Origin of the sequence: Paenibacillus faecis, from assembly GCF_008084145.1 — a bacterium.
Classification (GTDB): Bacteria; Bacillota; Bacilli; order Paenibacillales; family Paenibacillaceae; genus Fontibacillus; species Fontibacillus faecis.
Window position 1 is genome coordinate 23371 of sequence record NZ_VSDO01000001.1, and the last position, 20796, is coordinate 44166.

At 55.4% G+C, this 20796-nt stretch carries 15 protein-coding genes and 1 pseudogene; 3 read left to right on the top strand and 13 right to left on the bottom strand.

The annotated features are described in order from the left end of the window. Nucleotides 1–17: 17 nt before the first annotated feature. Nucleotides 18–470 (bottom strand): discoidin domain-containing protein, encoded by a 453-nt coding sequence (locus FRY98_RS28725; protein WP_225040749.1) that lies wholly within the window; start codon nucleotides 468–470, stop codon nucleotides 18–20. Beyond that, nucleotides 447–1589 (bottom strand): annotated as a pseudogene (locus FRY98_RS00115) (family 8 glycosyl hydrolase); the annotation flags it as partial. The pseudogene FRY98_RS00115 and the gene FRY98_RS28725, both read right to left, overlap by 24 nt. A gap of 342 nt (nucleotides 1590–1931) precedes the next feature. Between FRY98_RS00115 and FRY98_RS00120 the strand changes: the two are divergent. Continuing rightward, nucleotides 1932–2111 (top strand): hypothetical protein, encoded by a 180-nt coding sequence (locus FRY98_RS00120; protein ID WP_148449563.1) that lies wholly within the window; start codon nucleotides 1932–1934, stop codon nucleotides 2109–2111. Between the two features lie 142 nt (nucleotides 2112–2253). Further along, nucleotides 2254–3111 carry an SDR family oxidoreductase gene (locus FRY98_RS00125; RefSeq protein WP_148449564.1) on the top strand — a complete coding sequence of 286 codons (858 nt, stop codon included), beginning with the start codon at nucleotides 2254–2256 and terminating at the stop codon, nucleotides 3109–3111. Between the two features lie 19 nt (nucleotides 3112–3130). Here the strand turns inward: FRY98_RS00125 and FRY98_RS00130 are convergent, their stop codons facing one another. Genes FRY98_RS00130 through FRY98_RS00140 form a run of 3 tightly spaced genes read right to left on the bottom strand, consistent with a single transcriptional unit; the run spans nucleotide 3131 to nucleotide 7006 of the window. Continuing rightward, nucleotides 3131–4222, bottom strand: a complete 1092-nt coding sequence (locus FRY98_RS00130; protein WP_170286982.1) for a GerAB/ArcD/ProY family transporter — start codon at nucleotides 4220–4222, stop codon at nucleotides 3131–3133. Nucleotides 4223–4246: 24 nt separating this feature from the next. Beyond that, complete coding sequence (locus tag FRY98_RS00135; protein ID WP_148449565.1) at nucleotides 4247–5482, bottom strand: Ger(x)C family spore germination protein; 1236 nt, start codon at nucleotides 5480–5482, stop codon at nucleotides 4247–4249. Nucleotides 5483–5494: 12 nt separating this feature from the next. Next, entirely contained in the window at nucleotides 5495–7006 is a 1512-nt protein-coding gene (locus FRY98_RS00140) for a spore germination protein (RefSeq protein ID WP_148449566.1), read from the bottom strand. Between the two features lie 133 nt (nucleotides 7007–7139). Here FRY98_RS00140 and FRY98_RS00145 point away from each other — a divergent pair, with 133 nt between their 5' ends. Next, the gene (locus FRY98_RS00145; RefSeq protein WP_148449567.1) at nucleotides 7140–8285 is read left to right on the top strand and encodes a hypothetical protein; all 1146 of its coding nucleotides are present in this window, start codon (nucleotides 7140–7142) and stop codon (nucleotides 8283–8285) included. A gap of 24 nt (nucleotides 8286–8309) precedes the next feature. Here the strand turns inward: FRY98_RS00145 and FRY98_RS00150 are convergent, their stop codons facing one another. The 8 genes from FRY98_RS00150 to FRY98_RS00185 form a co-directional block, all read right to left on the bottom strand. Next, on the bottom strand, nucleotides 8310–9500 hold the full coding sequence (locus FRY98_RS00150) for an MFS transporter (protein ID WP_263639314.1): 1191 nt from the start codon (nucleotides 9498–9500) through the stop codon (nucleotides 8310–8312). A gap of 25 nt (nucleotides 9501–9525) precedes the next feature. Beyond that, the gene (locus FRY98_RS00155; protein ID WP_148449568.1) at nucleotides 9526–9981 is read right to left on the bottom strand and encodes a MarR family winged helix-turn-helix transcriptional regulator; all 456 of its coding nucleotides are present in this window, start codon (nucleotides 9979–9981) and stop codon (nucleotides 9526–9528) included. Nucleotides 9982–10919: 938 nt separating this feature from the next. Continuing rightward, nucleotides 10920–11342, bottom strand: coding sequence for a PaaI family thioesterase (locus FRY98_RS00160; RefSeq protein WP_148449569.1), 423 nt, complete (start codon nucleotides 11340–11342; stop codon nucleotides 10920–10922). 4 nt (nucleotides 11343–11346) lie between these two features. Then, nucleotides 11347–13056, bottom strand: a complete 1710-nt coding sequence (locus FRY98_RS00165) for a long-chain-fatty-acid--CoA ligase (protein WP_276508680.1) — start codon at nucleotides 13054–13056, stop codon at nucleotides 11347–11349. Nucleotides 13057–13088: 32 nt separating this feature from the next. Next, nucleotides 13089–14873 carry an acyl-CoA dehydrogenase family protein gene (locus tag FRY98_RS00170; protein WP_148451129.1) on the bottom strand — a complete coding sequence of 595 codons (1785 nt, stop codon included), beginning with the start codon at nucleotides 14871–14873 and terminating at the stop codon, nucleotides 13089–13091. Between the two features lie 24 nt (nucleotides 14874–14897). Then, the gene (locus FRY98_RS00175; protein WP_148449571.1) at nucleotides 14898–16079 is read right to left on the bottom strand and encodes an acetyl-CoA C-acyltransferase; all 1182 of its coding nucleotides are present in this window, start codon (nucleotides 16077–16079) and stop codon (nucleotides 14898–14900) included. A gap of 22 nt (nucleotides 16080–16101) precedes the next feature. Then, a complete protein-coding gene (locus FRY98_RS00180) occupies nucleotides 16102–18498 on the bottom strand; it encodes a 3-hydroxyacyl-CoA dehydrogenase/enoyl-CoA hydratase family protein (RefSeq protein ID WP_148449573.1) in 2397 nt (798 codons plus the stop codon). Between the two features lie 31 nt (nucleotides 18499–18529). Next, nucleotides 18530–20704, bottom strand: a complete 2175-nt coding sequence (locus tag FRY98_RS00185; protein ID WP_148449575.1) for a (Fe-S)-binding protein — start codon at nucleotides 20702–20704, stop codon at nucleotides 18530–18532. Nucleotides 20705–20796 lie beyond the last annotated feature (92 nt).

Below are 20796 nucleotides of genomic sequence, written 5' to 3' on the forward strand. Positions count from 1 at the left end.
CTGATTCTTTCACATCTTTAGTTTTCTCCGTACACCTCAAACTCGTACAGCGAATAGCCATACGGCGTCCCCCGCTGGATTCCATACATTCTTACATACCTGGCGTTTTGCGGAGTGAAGGTAATCTCGTCCTCCCCTCCATCCCCATTAGAGATCGTAGCCGCATCGGTCCAATGAACCGGTGTTCCGCCGGCATCGGAAGATACCTGAATTTTAAATTGGATAGCGTAAGCGTCCTCCCATTTCAACTTTACGCCGGAAACGGAGCGGGTGCTGCCCAAGTCCACATAGATCCATTCGGGATCCGTCCCTTCGTTGCTGGCCCAGCGGGAAACCAGATTGCCGTCGAACGCTTTGCCCGCTTCAAATCCCGTTCCCTCGATCGAACTGGCGAACGCGGGTTTGTTCAGCGCCAGGTTCTCGACCGGCTCCGGGGCTTGCCCTGACGGAATCCACCAGTTGCCGGACAAATAAAGCATGCACAGCAGATTATAAGTGTCGCTGAAGTAATCCTCTTTCTTATTCTTCATCCAATCCCAACCGGCATTTACCCAGGTTTGATGCGCCCCGTTCGCCGTTCCCGCGGCGATCAGCGGAGAGACAAACACGGCGGTCGCATAGTCGCCGATCGGCGTCCCGTCCATCTTGTACCCGTTCTTCACATTGGCCGGCTTATTGCCGCTCTTGGACTTGATCCAGTTGGCCAGCTTGTCCGCCACGGCCTTCCCTCTGGGATCTCCGTAGAAAGCGTAGTCCATCACAATCCGAAGCGGAAAACGGCTCGCATTATAGTAATATTGGTTCGTTTCTTTAAATTCATCCAAGTAATATTCCGGAGCCGGTTTGGGCGGATCTTCGACGACAAAATCGGAAATCAGGCCGGTTGCGGAGGAATACCGCGAGCTGAATTGATTGTAAACCTGATAAAGATTATCGATCACTTCGATCCAAACCGGGTCTCCGGTAACCTCGTGAAAAGCCCGGAAATGGCTCAGCATCCAATCCGACGGCCGGGTATTCAAGGCGTTCTTACTATCCCAATCCCCAAGATTGACCCGGCGCTGGTTCGTTACGTAGCTTGCTTTAATTCCTTCGTTGATCATTTTCCGCGCTTCGTTCAAATAATGGATCTCACCGTCCGATCCCCATTGATAATGGGCCAGGATCAACGAATAAGCGATATCCAGGTCCCCATCCGTGGCGGAACCGAAATGGCCTTGAGCCCGAACGTCATCGGCTACGATCCAACCCATCAGGTTGGGATTTCCCGAGCTCTTGTAAGCGCGTGCAGTTTTGAATAGTCCATTGTAGATCGTTTGAGCCTCCGGATCGTGTCCGGCCATCAGGGCGGCGATGATCATCCCGTAGCCTTGGCCTTCGGACGAGCCTAACGCCTTAAATCCGTCGGGATCGCCGGTTATATTGCCTTTGACGTAAAACCCTCCGGGCAATGATTTCAAATCATGCTTCAAATACTTGGACTTCCAGTAATCATAGTAAGCGGAAACGGATCGATTCATGTCGCTCTGCGTGACGTGGGCGGGTTTTATGATGCCGGGGTAATCCACTTGCTGGGGAAACGGCCGGTTAGGCGCGGCAGCTTGGGCGTCATTCTCGGATAAAAAAGAAACCGTTGGCACAAGCAGCACCACCATCAACAAAATTTTCATCCACTTCCATTGCCTCTTGCCGTGTCTCGTACCATTTGTCCTTGACCTTACCATGATCATTCCTCCTTAAGTGTTCATAATAGAAACTGCAGGGCGGAATTCTGTGTTAACAAGGATGTCCTACAAAGGTATTATATACCATTTTTACCGAAAGTTAAAGCGCTTTTATCTTGAATCGAAAAGATGTTTGTAAATAGTCGGAACGGGTAACTATAAATAAGGAGTCACCCCAGAAACCGACACCTAAAGGAGGATTTGACCATGCCTAATCAGGAGAATAACCGATATCACGATGAATCCGAACTTCGCAATAAGCCGCATCAAGGAGATTCTATGGCAGAAAAGAAGAAGATGGAAAACGGTGTGGATATCGAACCGGAAGCCGATGAATGGGTTGCCAAGCCGGTAGCCTTTACCGATTCCAAGTCCGCAAAAGAATAAGCTCGCTTTGGCCAGGCCGTCTCGGAAGATCCTTCCGGGGCGGTTTTTTCGTTGCAAACTCGGATGACTCATAAAGGTTTAAAGCGCCTTCGGATCGAATACTTCTAGAATATGCGAATTTAATCCGAAAGGGGAGCTTTAGATGGGCGTCTTTCAGGAAAATCTGCTGCAAGGCAAAGTCGTCTTGGTGACCGGGGGCGGAACCGGGCTTGGATTGGAGATGGGGAACCGGTTTTTGGAACTGGGGGCAAGGCTGGCCATTTGCGGCCGACGGGAAGAAGTCCTGCGCCAGGCAGCCGAGGAGCTTGAAGCCCGAAACGGCAGCCCCGTTTTCTATAAGACATGCGATGTAAGGGAGCCGGATCAGGTTAGAGAACTGGTGGAAGCGGTGGAAACCCGTTACGGTGGCATCGATGTGCTCGTGAACAATGCGGCGGGCAACTTCATCAGTCCCACGGAGCGCCTGTCCCCCAGGGCGGTCGACGCCGTGCTGGGCATCGTCCTGCACGGGACTTTTTACACGGCGCTGGAAGTCGGCAAGCGCTGGATCGGGCAACGACGCCAAGGCGTGATGCTGAACATCGTCACGACCTACGCCATGACGGGCTCCGCTTATGTGGTCCCGTCCGCTGCGGCTAAAGCCGGCGTCCTCGCCCTGACCCGCTCCCTCGCGGTCGAGTGGGCGCCCTACGGCATTCGCCAGGTCGCCATCGCTCCCGGGGTCTTCCCTACGGAAGGCGCGGGCTCCCGCCTCTCCCCGACCCCCGAGCTGGAGGCCAAAATGAGGGCGCGCCTGCCTCTCGGCCGAACCGGTTCGCCCGGCGAATTGGCGGATCTCGCCGCTTTCCTGGTTTCCGACGCCGCTTCTTACATCAATGGCGAAGTTATCGCCATCGACGGCGGCGAATGGTTGAGGGGAGCGGGCCAGTTCAACGACCTCGCCGAGCTGTCCAAAGAAGAGTGGGACCGCCTCACGGAACTCACCCGAAAAGGCAAATAACTAACCCGACTAGGCGGCGTTATTTCTGCATTCTTTTTTTCCGCCGCAGCAGCATGACGCTAAGCAGAACAAGCGGCATCCCGAACTGAAAATAGGGGTCCACCCGGTTTACGACCACGTCGATGCCGAGCCAAAGATGGTGCGAAAAGTTCGGGGAGGCAAAGGATGCGGCAAAAATCAGCAGCCCGGTCGGGATCACCCATTTCCGGTATCCGATTTTTGTAATTTGAGCAAGTCCTGTAACGGCTCCGATATAGAACATGAGAATTTTAACCCCCAACCCGACAAACAGGACGATGACAAACAGCACGTCCATTCGTTCAAAAACCTCCGCAGCTTCGATTAATTGCACGACTTGAAGCAGCGGAAACATAATTACTTTTGTCAATGCCGGCCCCATCACCAAAATATTGATTTGATTGATGATCGTCAACCCGATCGCGGTGCAGATATACGAGATCATCATGGCTTTTCCCAAGCTTTTACCTTTCTTTACCAACGGGAAGAAGACGAGGAACAGCAAGCTCTGCCCGAACGGAAACGAGACCGTTTCAGGTAAAGCCGCCGAAATAACCGGTCCTAACCCGTTCTCGAGAACGGGCTGCATAAATTCAAGATGAACCATTCCTTTTCCTATGATCATAAAGATCAGCAGCAGATAGCTTAAAATTACGGTAGGCAGCAGAGCGAGACAAACTAAAAATACAATATGGGGCCCGTAACGGACACTGTTGCCCACGACGAGAATTCCGATTAACATGAGGACCGCCAACGGAGTCCGATTCAACAGCGCAAATGCGGCAAGCTCTCCTAGGTCGCGTAAGTTCCGGGAGGACTCGTAGGCAAAGTAGAACACCAACATGAAACCGACGCCCTTACCAATCCACTTTCCCAAAAAGTGGATGCACAGTTCGTAAAGGCTTCGATTCGGATTCATCTTGTGGATCCAGAGATACAAAAGAAGCAGCATAAAGCCGACGGCGGACCCGATCAGCATGGAGAGCCAGGCATCCTGGCCGGCATCCGCAGCCATCTGAAACAGGGTGGTGCTGCCGATTTCAAAGAGGATAAAACAGGCGATCAATTCGGCTAATCTGCTCTCTTCGTTCATCCTACTCCCCCCTCTTCCACCTTGTTATCTGTCCTGCTCTCCGGTCTCTTTTTGAAGCTGCTCGAACGATTTTTTGATGAGTCCCGGTCGCTGTACGGAAACATGGACTTCCGTATCCAGTTCGATGTGAGCCAATTCGTCTTCCCAGGTAGCCTTGATCTCTCTCCATGTTTTCGGGTATTTACGATGTACTTTATCGGCGAATCCCGGCAGATCGACACGCATCCGTTTGCTTGCTTTCCACCCGGCCTGTATAATTGCGAGAATGTCTTCTTCCAGCGTTTTTTCGATCTTGCGGATCACTTCCGGTTTGGTCAAATCGCCATTGCATTGGAACTCCAGTAAATCTCCTTTGGCTTTTACCTTGATCTTCATTTTGAAATGCTCCCCGGACTTGATCGGCGTGACGGTTGTTTTCGCGTTGGTGATCCGGAATGATGACTGCTTTTTTTCCTGACTCCCTTCAGAACAACCAAATGCCAATGTACTCCCTTTGACGTGATCGGATAGCCAGGAAATGCCGAAGCTCTCCTCCCGGTTCATCCAGCCTACGAAACGATCGCGGTGAAACACACCCAGCCGGGTGAGTTTTAACGTACCCGGTGAAGATGTCGTCTGCTCCAACGATTCCATCCCGCTTTGTCCTTTGCCGGTGAATTCTAACACGGGGACGCCCGCCGCCCCCGCGTCCGAAAGTACCTTTTGGGCGAGCTCATATACTTTGACTTTAGGAAAAATGGAGGAAAAGTTGCTTTCTTTTTGAATAATTTCGGCCAAGGCCGTACCCGGCATCGTTTCGGAAGGTACGACTTTAGTTAAAATATCGCGGGCTTTACCGTCCGTCAGGGCGACCAATACCGTCTCCCGCGCATCATTGTTCCGAAAGTAGAGTCCCAAAATCTCACTGATGCCGAATTCGGCCGCTTCTCGTCCAATCACCAAAAGATCCGTATGGGCGAAATACAGTCTGCGCGGATTTTCCACATATCCCAAATCCGCCGCCTCCCTAATTGAAGAGCCTACGGTCGTAAATACATGGACGCTGGGCTTTCCTCCCCCACCTCCACCGCCGCTCCCGCTCTGAGCGGTTCCCATCGCCGACGGCACGGCGATCTGATACGACATCGACCATTTCCCGTTCTCCCGGTCGAATCCGGTGGCAACCGTGATCCCCAGTTCGTTCAGTTCCGTCCGGTTCCAACATCCGGTTACAAACAAGGATAACAGCACCAATAGGCAACAAGTTCGGATCCTGCGCATCTGAGGTTCTCCTTATTTTGAATTCTTGCTTTGCTTTTTGGAGGCTTGGCGGTCCCGATTATCCGAGCTAATGTAGGACGGACGCGTTTTAAGCAGCGGCCAAGGCGCCCGGATCAACACATCCTTCAGATTTGTAAAGCTTAACGGAGCAAGGGGCAGGAAATAGGGAACTCCAAACGATTTCAGCGAAACCATGTGTATCAATAAGGGAATCCCGCCCGCCAGAATTCCGTACAGTCCGAAAGTGCCGGCAAGCAGCATCAGCGCGAAGCGGACGAGCCGGACCGCCGCGGACATACTGAAGTAAGGGATCACAAAATTCGAGATCGCCGTAAAGGAAACGATAATAACCATCGCGGCGGACACGAGCCCCGCCTGTACGGCGGCCTGCCCTAATACGAGCGCGCCGACAATGGAAATGGCCGGCCCGACCACCCTAGGCATGCGTACGCCGGCTTCGCGGATGACTTCGAAAGTCAGCTCCATCAGCAAAGCTTCAAGCAAGGCCGGCAGCGGCGTTCCCTCCCGCTGGGCGGCGAGACTGATCAGCAGCGTGGTCGGAATCATTTCCTGCTGAAATGTCGTCACCGCGATATAGAGCGAGGGCAGCAGCAAAGCCACCAAGAAGGAAAAAAGCCGGATCAGACGGAGAAAGCTGGAAATATCATAACGCTGGTAGTAGTCCTCACTCGCAAGAAAGAACTTGAAGAAAGTCACGGGAGCAACCAACACAAATGGACTGCCGTCCACCAGAATGGCGACCTGACCGTCCAGAAGATTTCCCGCGACGGCATCCGGACGCTCCGTGTTAATAAGCGTCGGAAAAGGCGTAGCCGTCGTGTCTTGGATATACTCCTCGATATACCCGCTTTCCAGGATACTATCCACATCAATACGATCGAGCCGGGTCAACACTTCTTTTACGACTTCATCTTTAGCGATCCCATTGATATAAGCCACCGAGACCCGCGTTTTCGTCACGCGTCCGATCGTGCGGTCTTCAAATCTTAACTCCGGGGATCGGATTTTTCGCCGGATCAGCGCAATGTTGGTTGCGACGTCCTCCGTAAATCCCTCCTTGGGGCCACGGATCACCGTTTGCGAAGAAGGTTCCTCTACGGATCTCCTCCTTCCCCCTGGAAGTGAAACGATCGCCGCGCTCGGAATTCCGTCGATCAACATGACCGTTGAACCGTCAAGGACGGCCTGAATCAAGTTATCGATGTTGCCCGACTTTCTCAAATCACCTGGGATGATATCCACGATGGAGGAAGGGGAAGGTTTCCCTTGATTTTCCCCCAGTAAAAAATCGTTGACGGTGGCTATCATTTTATTGATGCTCTTCAGGTCCACCAGCCCGTTGAAATAACAAATCGCCGCGACGGGAGAGCTTTCTCCGGGCAAGATGATCTCCCGGGCTTTAAAATCGGAGCTTTTGCCCAGGCGGTTCCGGAAGATCTCAACGCTTTGCGATAGATCCGAAGGAAGGTTTTCGTTGGAATCCTGGTTTCCTTTACCCACCATTACCCCTTACCCTTTCCGCATTTGTCGTATTTTGTAATATACCCCACTCTTTCGACGGTATTCTTCAAAAGCCAAGCGCTATTAATGTTATAATCAGATGGAAACAACACAAGTCAAAGGGAGAGAATGATCCGTGATTGAAATGCGCAAAGGCGACAGTTTGAATTACTCCAATCAGATTCCGGGCTGGGCGAAGATCGCACATCTCGTGATTTTCTTCTTTCTGGCCCTGTTGAGTCTCGGCGGCTTCGGATTAGGCGCTTATCTGCTTTGGACGGGGTTGTGGGGCGGCGCGCTGCTGTCCCTGGTTACCGGCGCCGTTATCTCCTGGGCGGCCTGGTTCACATGGAAGAACAGCAAATTATATACCGATCACCGGTTTGAAACGGGGCTGAATGACGAGGGATTCTTCAGCTATTACAAGGATCTGAAACAAGGAACGGAAAGGAAGCATCTGATTCCCTACGGCAGCATGAGAGAGGTTTTGATTGCCCGAAAAACACGCTATCTCCCCACCGGCGGGAACAGGCCGGGATCCTACCGTATTGGCGCCCAGATGATCATCCAGTGGGAGGATAAGCGTGGGGAAACGGATTACGCTTTTTTCGGGATGGAGAACAAAGAGGAGGTAATTCAATGGGTCGGGCGATTTTTGAGCCAGGGGGTGACCGTGATGACTTCCACCGCAAATGTCTCCCTGGCCGCTCCTGCGGATTACCAAACCGGTTACGGGCAATTGGAGAAACAATCTTACGCGGGCGAAGCCGATTTGAATGACATCGGAACGATTACAAGAAAAGACCTCCCGGCTTGGCGCAGTCCGGAAATGGAACAGGCCCGGGAATTAAAGCGACAACAGCACGATAAGAAATGGTTTAAACCTTTATATTTGGTTCTTCTCATGGTCAACCTGCTGATCGCCGCCTTATGGATGCCGAATTGGGAGGTGGCCGAAGACGTATTCTCGGAAAATTCGCCATCGTTTACGTTCATCTTGATCAATACGGTCGCGCTCTTTATCTTCGGCAGGTATTGGAGAGCTACCCGGCGCTGGTTCCGCCCGCTTGTGGATACGCTGCTGATCTATGCCGTTCAGGCCTTGGGACTGGCCGTTTCAGGCCTGTTTCGGAAATCCACCGCTATGTATTACGAGGCGGCGTGGATCGACACGCTCACCGTAGGGGTGTTCATCTGCCTCAGCTTCGCCGCGGCCCAGCTCGCCGCCCGAGTACGAAAAGCCCGCCGAGCCAGGAACGAAAGGCATTCGGCGGGCGGGTAATCCATGCTCTGGATGATGATGGAATCAAGCTGACTTTTTACTTCTGGTGACCAGCATAAAGGCCAGAAACATCACAAGAAAAAGTACCATAAAACCGGCGGAATAACGATACATAACCGCATAATCGGTCGCGGAAGCAATCGCCCCGAGGATCAAGGCGCCAATGGCCACTCCAAAATCCGTGGAATTGTAGAACATACTGTTCGCCGTGCCGTACTGCTCGGGAGCCGAAGAGCGAAGCATCCAGGCTTGAATCGTCGGCTGAATGGCGCCGAAGCCCAAGCCGTAAAGGAGCGCCGACAGAATCAACAGCGGCATCGATCCCGCGTACGACAACACAGTCATGCTCGCCACGACCAGGATCGCGGCCGGTATCAGCACCGCCGCGGGGCCTCTGCGGTCAAACACGCGTCCCGAAACCGGCCGAATGACGATGATCGTCACCGCGTTAAACAGAAAGAACAATCCGACTTGAGCAAGGTGCCTGAAATCGCCGTATAGAGCGATAAAACTCAACAAACCGCTATAAGTAATCGATAACGTCACATTGAGCAGGGCCGGCAGCAGCAGTTCCGTGTTGAATTTGGCCGGCTTTCTTTCCCCTGCCTCCCCTCCGGGACTCGAGATCTGCGGGGCCGGGGGAATCGAGCGGGTCAGCAGCAAGATCGGCAGGATCAAAGCGACCGTGACCGTACCGGCCGCACTAAGCGTACCGAATCCGGCCTGCTTCATCACATTCAAACCGACCATCGGCCCGATCGACATCGCCAGGCTCGTGGACAGGCCGAAATAGCCGATCCCCTCCCCCATACGACGAAGAGGGATGATTTGCGAAACAAGGGTCGGTAAAATGGTACTGGCCATGCCGAACCCAACCCCGTAACCGGCGCGCATCAGCAGCAGGCTTTCGACCGACCCGGCCCATACATAGATCCCTGTCGTGACGGCGGCGATGATCAGACCGGCAAACAGCAGCGCGTTTCTGGACCATCTTTTTAACATCGCCGCCGTCAGGAAACGAGTAAGGATGGCCGAGAGCGCAAAAACGCTCGTGACCAGACTGACCTGCAAATCCCCGGCATGAAATTCATTTTTGACATAGGCTGGAAACGACGACAACAGCATTTGCAAATTCAAGAACAATAAAAAGGAGCATACCGTCAAGGATATGAACGATTTGCCCCATAGCCTGTCCCCGTGTAACTCTTGATTCAAGTTGATCTCTCCCACTCTATCTTGTCTAAGAAGTACCTTCGGCCTCGATCAGGCTGCCTACATGACGGTTAATCCGCAGGAGAAGTTCGAGCAATTGCCCGTATTCCTCCTCGGTCATACACGCCTTTACGTCCTCGGTGACTCCGGCCTCAATGGCGATCGTGTCCCGGATCAGCGCCTTGCCCCGTTCCGTGCTGAAGACGAGAAAGGAGCGGCGATCCTGTATTCCCGCCTTTTTGTGGACCAACCCCTTCGTCTCCAGATGATCGAGAATCCGGGTGGTGGTTGGCTTGTCTTTTCCCGTACGGCGGGCGATTTCCCGCTGAATCAGGCCTTCGGCACGGTCGATCTGAAACAGGACGGACCACTGTTCCGGCGTGATATCGTATTCCCGCAGCCTGCTTTGCAGGAGGCCAGCAATTTTCCGGTAAGTGACGCCCATAATAAAACCGATAGCCAGATGAGTATCCTGCGCTTCCATACAGAACGTCCTCTCTTAAATTAGTTGCTTAAACAACTATAACAAAAGCAACTAATTCCGTCAACGGCGAAGGTCAAAATCATCCCCCCATCTGACGGGCGGTTTGCTCTAAGGCTATAAGCCTTTATTACCGGCTCGCGCCTAAAGGCGCTAGCTCTACTACGTTCAAGCTACTATGCCGTTGCCGCTTTGCCTACCCCTGCAGGGATCGATTATACTGGTACCCCGTCAGACAACCTCGACATAAAATTCCTGCATATGATGTGCATGTTTTTTTGTTTGGGGCCAAAAATTTCATAATTCCTGCAAATCTGCCACTGTCGTTGCATTAAACCTGACATAGTGTTGCCGACCCCGCAATCTCACTTGCCGCCCGTTAAAATAGCGGCGTTTTGGGCTGCTATTTCGCCCAAATTCGCTTTTTCGGGGAAAATAGCGGCTAAAAAGGGCTTTATTTCTCTGGTGCGAGTCCAAAAATCGGTTTTCGACCCGCTTTTCCTTAAAATAAGGCCCCAAAGGACCGCTATTTCTCGCCGAAGGGACGAATTCGACAAAATAGCGCCTCAAAAAGCCCTTATCACTCGCCCGGCTTCTAAGGGTGGCGAGATTACGGCCATTAGACCTTTCCCCTCGGGGAACGGCCTAAATTCCTGCAGATTGCATCTTTAGCGTTGGAAGCTTGGAAGCAAGCACACTAGGCGCCTCTTTGGATGTGACATATCACTTCGATTAGCCATTAAGCCACCTTTTCCTTTCGTTATACATCGTAGCTTGAACACTCCTTTGATAACGACCCCATCAGGTGTTTTTGCTATTAGCAGCACTATACCACCCACATAGCAGGTGTTTTCTTGTTTCGCACGCTTCGCGAGTTCAACTGGTTAAAGCCACAAATAAAAGACCCGTTCGGCATAAGACCGACGAGTCTAGTAGTGACGCTAAGTTACCCGAAACGTCCCCGTACCAAAGGCGCACAAGTCCCCATCCCTCGTATGAAGCGTTGCTTGGGCGGTAACCGATTTGCGCGAAACATGGATCGCCTCGGCCGTGACGGTAACCGGCCCCTGTCCGGACTCCGCCTTGGCCACATAGTTAAGATTGAGATTGGTCGTCACGACGCTCGCGCCCGGTTTCAAGATCATCGCCAGCAGCCCCATCGTCGAGTCCATCATCGCCGCGTGAACCCCGCCGTGCAGTATTCCGATCATGTTCAAGTGATGCGGCTGAATCTCGAGCGTAGCGACAACTTTCCGGTCATCCGCGGCTTCCAGCTTGCAGCCGAGCAGCTCCCATAAAGTGCCCTTAGCGGCTTTATCCCATATCTCCCAATCCGGATGCCGCCCTTCTGTATTCGTTTTCATAACATCACCCTCCTTTCCGCTCCATTTCATCGTCGCTCGGTCCTTGCAGCCTTGCGGCTTCTTCCTCGACCAATTTACGGCGGAGCACCTTTCCGGCCAGCGTCTTGGGAAGACTCTCCCGAAACTCGTAGATTTTGGGGACCTTGTAAGCCGCAAGCTTGCCTTTGCACCACAGCTTCAGCTCTTCCTCATCGGGAACGGCGCCGGCCCGCGGTACGATATAAGCCTTCACCGTTTCGCCGCGATAGGGATCATACACCCCCGCGACAATGGCTTCCTCCACGGCGGGATGCTCGAACAGCACTTCCTCCACTTCCCGGGGATAGATGTTATAGCCGCCGGCAATAATGAGGTCCTTCCTCCGGTCCAATATATAAAAGAACCCGTCCTCGTCCATCCTCCCCAAGTCCCCGGTCAAAAGCCAGCCGTCCTTCAGGCATTTATAGGTTTCCTCCGGCTGATTCCAGTACCCCTTCATCACTTGCGGGCCCTTCACGGCCAGTTCGCCGATCTCCCCGGGCGCCACTTCCGTTAACGTATCCGGCTCGACGATCTTGGCCTCCGTGTCGGGGAAAGGAATGCCGATGGAACCGTTCTTGCGCTTCTCCCAGATATTATTGGCATGCGTCACCGGCGAGGCCTCCGTTAATCCGTACCCTTCGATCAGTTTCCCGCCGGACAGCGACTCGAACCGGGACTGCACTTCAAGGGGCAGCGACGCCGCCCCGCTGATGCACACCCGGATCGAAGACAAATCGTATCGGCCGATGTCGGGGTGATGGATCATAGCCACGTACATCGTGGGCGCTCCGGGAAAAACCGTCGGTTTCTTTCGGTCGATCAACCGCAGCACCTGCCCGACTTCAAAGCGCGGGACAAGCAGGAGGGTACAGCCCAGCGAAATGGCCTGGTTAAGCAGAACGGTCATACCGAACACATGAAAAAAGGGGAGCGCCGCCATATACCGTTCGCGCCCAGCCCGGGAGCGGTAAAACCACAGCCGGGTTTGCAAGGTGTTGGCGACCAGGTTGCTGTGGGTCAGCATGACCCCCTTGGCATAACCGGTCGTTCCGCCCGTATACTGCAGGAGCGCCAAATCCTCGGCCGGCTTTAGCGGCACCTCGACAGGGTCGGGCGAGGATTGCCTTAACAAGGCCGTGAAGGAGAGCACCTTTTCACCGTATTCCACATCGGCTTTCATCCCTTCTTTGCGGGCCTTAAGCGGGTATAGCGCATTTTTGGGGAAAGGCAGGTAGTCCTGCAACCGGGTAACGATGATCTTCTCCAGCGGACGATCCCGCATGGACGATTTCACTCTGGAGACCAGAACGTCGAGCGTCACGATGAGACGCGCCCCCGAATCCGTGAGTTGATGCTCCAGTTCCCGGGGCATATACAGCGGATTGGTCATCACCACGATACCGCCCATCAGCAAGGTGCCGTAATAGGCGATAGCGGCTTGGGGGCAATTCGGGAGCATCACGGCCACCCGGTCCCCTTTGACGATCCCGAGGCGCAGCAGCGCCCGGGCAAAGCGGTAACTCTGTTCCAGCAGACGGGCGTAAGTCGTTTTTTTACCGAAAAAATCAAGCGCGCATCCTTTCGGATTCGCTTCGGCGGATTGCACAAGAAATTGGGCCAAATTTTGCTCAGGATAAGCGTAGGTCGGTGGTACTTCGGCGGGATAATGTCTTAACCAGGGCTTGTCGAACAACATCGCCTTCCCTCCCGTAGATCAGCTTCCTTCTATACCACATATTTCTCCGCGCGGACGACCTGCTCGGCGATGGACCGTTTTAAATGCAGCAGATCCACGGCCGGCTGCTTCGCCAGTTTTTTGAGGATGGACAACTGGGTTCGCAAGGTGTCCCCGCTTTCCATCGCCGACAGCACCTCCCTCGCACCGCTTGCGATCAGGCCAAACTGGTCGTGAACGAAGGCGGTTGTCATTTGGATGGCCAGCCGCGCCTTATCCTCTCCGGACCGGTCGATCATTTTCCGGGTTCGGAAGAGAGCGCTTTCCATCGCGTAGATCGCAATCATCATATCCGCCAGATGCGCCAGAATTTCCTGCTCCTGATCCAGTTTCGTCTGGTATTTCTGGACCGCTTGGGCTCCGGCCATCAGGAAGATTTTTTTCGCCATGGCCAGCAGATGCGTTTCCTGTTCCAGCGTTCCTTCAAAGGACCTGGCGGGCAGCGGCTCCATCAGTTCGGCCTGCAGTTTCAGAGCCTTTTCCATCAGCGGAAGCTCCCCTTTCATCGCCCGTTTGATCAGGGCCCCGGGGATCAGCAGACGATTGATCTCATTCGTCCCTTCGAAGATCCGGTTGATCCTGGAATCGCGGTAGATCCGCTCGATGCGGTATTCCCGGGTAAACCCGTATCCCCCATGGATTTGAACGCCTTCGTCCGCCACGAAATCCAGCGCTTCCGAAGCGAACACTTTATTGATCGAGCACTCGAGCTGATATTCCGCGATCGCTTTGGCCGATTGGTATCCGACGTCCGGGCTTTCATAATTCACCTCGGCCAGCCCGATATCGAACAGCCCGGCGGTCCGATAGACCATGCTCTCCATGACGAAGGTGCGGATATTCATCTCGGCCAGCTTTCTTCCGACGAGCGGGAATGAAGAGAGACTCCGGCCGAACTGGGTCCGTTCATTAGCATATGCGGCGCTAAGCTCGATGGCGTCCTTCGCCGTGCCCACGCAGCCCGCCGCCAGCTTAAAGCGGCCGATGTTCAGGATGTTGAAGGCGATCAAATGACCTTTGCCGACCTCCCACAGCAGGTTCTCCGCAGGCACTTTGACATCCTCCAGAATCAGCGGGCACGTGGACGAACCCTTGATGCCCATTTTCTTTTCCTCCGGTCCGACGCTGACGCCTTCCATCTCCCGCTCGACGATGAACGTGCTGAAGTCTTTCCCGTCCACTTTGGCATAAACGATAAAGATATCGGCAAATCCCGCGTTCGTAATGAACTGCTTCGTTCCGTTCAGCACGTAATGGGTGCCGTCTTCCGCCAGCTTCGCCGTCGCTTTGGCCCCGAGCGCATCCGAGCCGGAAGAGGGCTCGGTCAGGCAGTAGGCGGCGATTTTGGCGCCGCTGGCTAGCTCCGGCAAGTATTTCCGTTTCTGGGCCTCCGTCCCGAAATATACGATCGGCAGCGTGCCGATCCCGACATGGGCGCCGAAGGATAACGCAAACGAGGAGGCTTTGGTCAGCTTCTCGTTGATCAGCGTGGTGCTGACCTTATCCAATCCGAGCCCGCCATAGGCCTCGGGAACATCGGCGCCGAGCAGCCCCAAATCCCCGGCCTTGCGGAGCAGTTCGACCGTCAGCCCATAGTCGAGATTCTCGATCGCCTCGTCCCTGGGAACGATCTCCCCCTCGACGAACTGCACCGTCGTATCCGCAATCATGCGCTGCTCCTCGGTAAAATCCTCGGGAACGACAACGCTTCGGTAATCGCCGTCTTCAATGACAAAGCTTCCGCCCAGCACCTTGCTCATCGTCTCATGATTCATCATGATCCTCTCCTTCGTCTCGGATTAACTATGAACCTCAAACACGCCGGCGGCTCCCATACCGCCGCCGATACACATGGAGACCACACCGTAACCGCCCCCGCGGCGGCGCAGCTCCTGAATCAGGGTGGCGCTCAGCTTCGTGCCGGTACATCCGAGCGGATGACCGAGCGCAATCGCTCCGCCGTTGACGTTGACTTTGTCCTCGTCAAGGTTTAACTCGCGGATAATATGCAGGCTTTGGGAGGCAAAGGCCTCGTTAATTTCAAACAGCGAAACGTCTTGAAGCCCGATGCCGGCCAGCCGCAGCGCCTTGGGAATCGCTTCGACCGGCCCGACGCCCATCAGTTCCGGCTCCACCCCGGACAGGGCGAAGGAACGAAAGGTCGCCAGCGGCCGGAGTCCCAGCCGATCGGCGCGTTCCCGGCTCATCACGGCGACCGCCGCGGCGCAGTCGCTCATCTGCGACGTATTCCCCGCCGTCACCGTCCCGCCCGCTTTAAATCCCGGCTTTAGCTTCGCCAAAGCGTCCAAGGACGTGTCCGGACGAACGCCTTCGTCCGTATCGAACGTCAGCGTCTTCTTCACCGGTTTTCCAGCATCGCCGATCTGCGTAAATTCCGCCTGAAACGGCACGATCTCCTCCTTGAACTTGCCTTCGGCAATCGCCGTGGCGGCCTTCTGATGCGAGCGGAGCGCGAACCGGTCTTGGTCCTCGCGGGTGATGCCGAAGCGTTCGGCCACACGTTCCGCGGTATGCCCCATCGCCATGTATACCTCCGGCATCTGATCCACGATTCTCGGATTCGGCGACACCTTGAACCCCGTCATCGGCACGTGGCTCATGCTTTCCACCCCGCCGGCGATAACGACCTCCGCGTGCCCCAGCATGATCCGCTCCGCCGCGAACGCGATCGACTGGAGGCCCGAGGAGCAGAACCGGTTGATCGTAATAGCCGGAACGGTTACCGGAAACCCGGCATACAGCGACATGATCCGGGCAAAATTCAGCCCCTGCTCTCCTTCCGGCATGGCACAGCCGATAATGATATCCTCCACGTCGGCCTTCTCCAACCCCGGCGCCCGCTCGATCACCGCCTCCAGCACCGCCTTGCCCAGATCGTCCGCACGGGTTTGCGCCAGGCTGCCCCTCTTCGCCTTCCCTACCGCAGTCCGGGCCAGCGAAACAATAACCGCTTCCTTCATCTCATCATCCTCCCCAAACTAATCAATTCCGCAGCGGCTTTCCCTTGGCAAGCATATGCTGCATCCGCTCTCTTGTTTTCGGTTCGCCGCAAAGACTCAAGAACGCTTCCCGCTCCAGATCGAGCAAATACTGCTCCGTCACCAGGGACCCTGCGGGAACATCCCCCCCGGAGAGTACATGCGCCAGCTTGCCCGCGATCAGCAGATCATGATCGCTGATAAACCCGCTTTCTCTCATGCCGAGTGCGCCGAGGCGAAGCACCGCCTTGCCTTCGGAACCGATAACGCGGATCTTCTTCTCGGGGATAGGCTCGTAACCCGCGGCGGCCATCCGCAGCACCGCCCGCTTCGCTTCGTAAATGCGGTGGTCCGGATGCATCACGACCCGGTCGGTTTCCCGCAAGTAACCGAGCTTGATGGCGTCATGGCCGCTGGTGGACACCTTCGCCGTCCCGATCGTCTCGAAAATCCGGCTGAGATAGGGCTGCAGATCCGCTTCGGGAAGTCCGACCCGCTCGCTGGCCCGCAGCGCCATTTCCTTGCAGCCGCCTCCGGCGGGGATGAGGCCGACACCAACCTCCACCAAGCCGTAGTAAGTCTCCGCTGCCGCGATCACCTGATCCGCGGGCATGCAGGCTTCGACACCGCCGCCCAGCGTCATCCGGTGCGGAGCGGCCACGACCGGCTTCTCGAACCGCTTCAACCGGTACATCGTGTTCTGGAACAGCCGGATGATCTCATCCACTTCATCCCATTCTTCGTCCTGAGCCTCCATCAGCAGCAGCATCAAGTTGGCTCCGACGCAGAAATTTTTGCCCTGATTGGCGATGACCAGGCCCGTAAAATTCCGCCGAACCTCCTCCACGCTTTGCGTAATCATCGTCAGGATATCCGCTCCGATCGCATTGTTCGGCGAGTGAAACTCCAGGCAGGCCACCCCGTCGCCCAAGTCGATGAGACTTGCGCCGCTATTCGACTTGACCACCTTGTTCCGTTCCCTCAGCTCCCGCAATGAGATGACCTCCGGCGGAAATTCCACACTTTTGTAGCGGCCCTCGCTGACGTGGAACAGCTTGCCGTCTTCCCGTTTGTAAAACGAACGGTTTCCGGCGGCAATCCATTCCTTCACCCAGGCGGGAAGTACCGCCCCTTCCGCTTCCATCCGGGAAGCGGAGCGCTCCAATCCGATGGCGTCCCATAGTTCGAACGGGCCCATTTCCCAATTGAACCCCCACTTCATCGCTTCATCGATATCCCGGACACTGTCCGCGATCTCTCCGAGTTTCCCGGCGGCGTAGATCAGCACCGGCTTCAGCACTTCCCAGGCCAATTCCGAATAGCGGTCTTTTCCGGCCAATAATGCGGCGGTTTTGGCCGCAGCCCCTTTCGCCAATTTGGCCGCCTTCAACGAACCCGAGGCCGGCCTGCTTTGCGGCCGGTAATCCAAGCTGTTCAAATCGAGCGCCAGGATTCGGCTTCCGCCCGGTCCCTTTTCCTTCCGGTAAAACCCTTGGCCCGCTTTCTCCCCCAGCCGTCCCTGCGCTACCATGCTCTTTATCAGCTCGGGGACCGCAAAGGCAGCTTTTTCATCCGGGTCGGCCGTATTCGCATGCACATTGTTCACTACATGAAGAAACGTATCGAGCCCGACCAAATCCAGCGTGCGGAAGGTCGCGCTTTTGGGCCGCCCCAGCGCCGGCCCCGTCACCGCATCGACCTCCTCCACGGTGTAGCCTTTTTCCAGCATGATTTTAAGCGTCATTAATAAACCGTAGGTGCCGATCCGGTTGGCGATGAAATTCGGGGTGTCTTTGGCCCGCACCACGGTTTTTCCCAGCCTGGATTCGCAAAAAGCGCTCAATTCCTTGACCAGGCCGGGATCGGTCGACTCCCCGGGAATGATTTCGAGCAGCTGCATATATCTGGGCGGATTAAAAAAATGCGTCCCGAGAAAATGCTTGCGGAATTCCGGAGACCTCCCTTCGGCCATGGCATTGACGGAAATTCCCGAAGTGTTCGTGCTGATGATGGTGCCCGGACGCAGATGCGGTTCCAGCTTGGAGAAGAGCTCTTTTTTGACGCTCAGGTTCTCGATCACCGCTTCAATAACCCAATCCGCCTCCCCGATCCGGGCAAGATCGTCCTCCAGATTTCCCGGAGTGATCCGGCCGGCAAAATCACGGTCGTACAAGGGAGCGGGGGACGCCTTCGTCAACCGCTCGATCGCCGAAATGGCCAGCCGGTTTCGCACGGCGGGCTGCTGCAGTGTGCAGCCGCGGGCCTCCCCCTCCGGGGTCAGCCCGGTCGGCGCAAGATCGACGAGCAGGCAGGGGATGCCCGCGTTCGCCAACTGGGCGGCGATGCCCGACCCCATGATGCCGGACCCGATAACGGCGGCTTGCCGAATTGTTCTCATCATATTCATGAACCCTCCGTTCTAATGAATGGACTCAATTTGGTTTGGAGCTTTCGCCGAAGCCGAATACGGATAACTCCAGCAGTTCGGCGATATCCTTCGCTTGAACGTTCATTTCCACCTCCTTCATTTTCGTCCCGTCCTCCAGCATGGTCAGGCAGTAAGGGCAAGCGCTGCTGATGACGCCCGGCTTGGCTTCCAGCGCCTGCTCCGTGCGGGCCAGATTGATCCGTTTGCCGCCGCTTTCCTCCATCCACATCAGTCCGCCGCCGGCCCCGCAGCACATGGCGTTCTCCCTGGAACGCGCCATCTCCACCAATTCGGCGCCCGGGATCGCCCGCAGGACATTTCGCGGCGGTTCATAGACGCTGTTGTAACGCCCCAGATAACAGGAATCATGATAGGTAATTCGCTCCTTTATTTCATATTGGGGGCGCAGCCGGCCAGCTTGAATCAACTGGTCCAGCAGCTGCGAATGATGCAGCACCTCCACCCCCTCCAATCCGAATTCCGGATATTCGTTTTTGAACGTATTAAAGGTATGCGGGCAGGCCGTGACGATCTTTTTGACGCCATATTTCCGAAAAAGGTCGATGTTCTCCCGGCACAGCTGCTGGAACAGCAACTCATTGCCCATGCGCCGCGGCGTATCGCCCGAGTTCTTCTCCTCGTTCCCCAGGATGGCGAAACTCACGTCCGCCCGCTGCAGAAGCCGGACAAACGCCCGGGTGACTTTACGGCTGCGCAGGTCGTAGGAGCCCATGGAACCGACGAAAAACAGATACTCAAAATCGGGGCGTTCTTTGACGGTCGGCACTTTAAGGCCTTCCACTTCGCCCGTCCACTCGGCCCTGTCGCTCCGGCTGATGCCCCAGGGGTTGCCCTGACGCTCGATGTTCATCAGCGCCCGCTGCCCTTCCTGGGGGACGCTCCCCTGCATCAATACCAGATGGCGGCGCAGGTCGATGATTTTATCGACATGTTCGTTGCCGACGGGGCATTGATCCTCGCAGTTGCGGCAGGTGGTGCACGACCAGATTTCGTCCTCCGTCATCACGTCGCCGATCAATTCCAGGCCGGCGGGGTCCGTGCCGGATTCCCGTTTCGCCCAGCTTCGCATCTGCCAGGCGAGGGTCGGCCGGATATCGGTGATCCCTTCAGCCGGTTCCGCCCAATCGACGGAAGAGGCGTTTTCCGCCGAGACGCCATGCGTGACGGCTCCCTCTGGCGAAAAGACGAATCCCGGCGACCACGGCGGTTTACCGGTGAGCACTGCGCCTTTTTCCGTCAAATGATCGCGCAGCTTCGTGATCAGGTGCATCGGGGACAGCGTCTTGCCCGTATTCGAAGCGGGACAGACGTTAGTACACCGTCCGCACTCCACGCAAGCGTAGAAATCCAGCATTTGCTTTTGGGTAAAATCTTCGATTTTTCCGGCACCGAAGCTTTCCGCCTCCTCATCTTCCAGATCGAGCGAAACGAGCCGTCCGGCAGGCTCTCTCCTCCGGAGCCCGATATTGAGCGGTGCCGTGATGAGATGAAAGTGTTTCGATTGCGGGACATAGACGAGAAAGGAAAGCAAGGTCAGCAGATGCAGCCACCAGAACACATAGAACGCGATTTCCGCGCCGGAAGCGGAAAACCCGGCAAACGCAGCCGCAATGAACGAGGATAGCGGAGCGAGCGCGGAAGGCTCCATGCCGAGCCACAGCCGCTCGAAACCCAGGGAAAGGATGACGGTGAGCATTAAAGCGAAAATAAAGAGGATGACGATACTGGGTTTCCAGCCTCGTTTTAACCGGGGAAGCCGCTCCCCGTAACGGCGATAAGCGGCGTAGCCCATAGCCGCCAGAACAAGCAGGACGGTTAACTCCTGCAGGAACCCGAACGCCTCATAGGCCGGCAGCGGAAGATGCCCGCCTTGCGTCAGCCCTTTAACGATCAAGTCAACCGCTCCAAACTGCAAAATGATGAACCCGTAAAAGACCACCGCGTGCATGATCCCGCTCCTCGGGTCCTTCAACAGCTTGCTTTGACCGAAAACCTGAGTTGCGAACTCCCGCCCCCCTCCCTTCATGCGACTGCGGAAATCGAAAGGACGTCCAGACCGCACATACAAATAACGGTGATACACGACTCTCCAGAACAGATAGATAGCGACTCCCGTTACGCCTAAAAACAGCATGAATTGAATCAACGGCCACACCATTTTTGCTCCCGCCTTTCCTTAATGAAATAAGCCGTCAAAAATGAATGCATGAAACTGAGATAGACAAGCGCCGGTAAGCGTTTACAATGCTT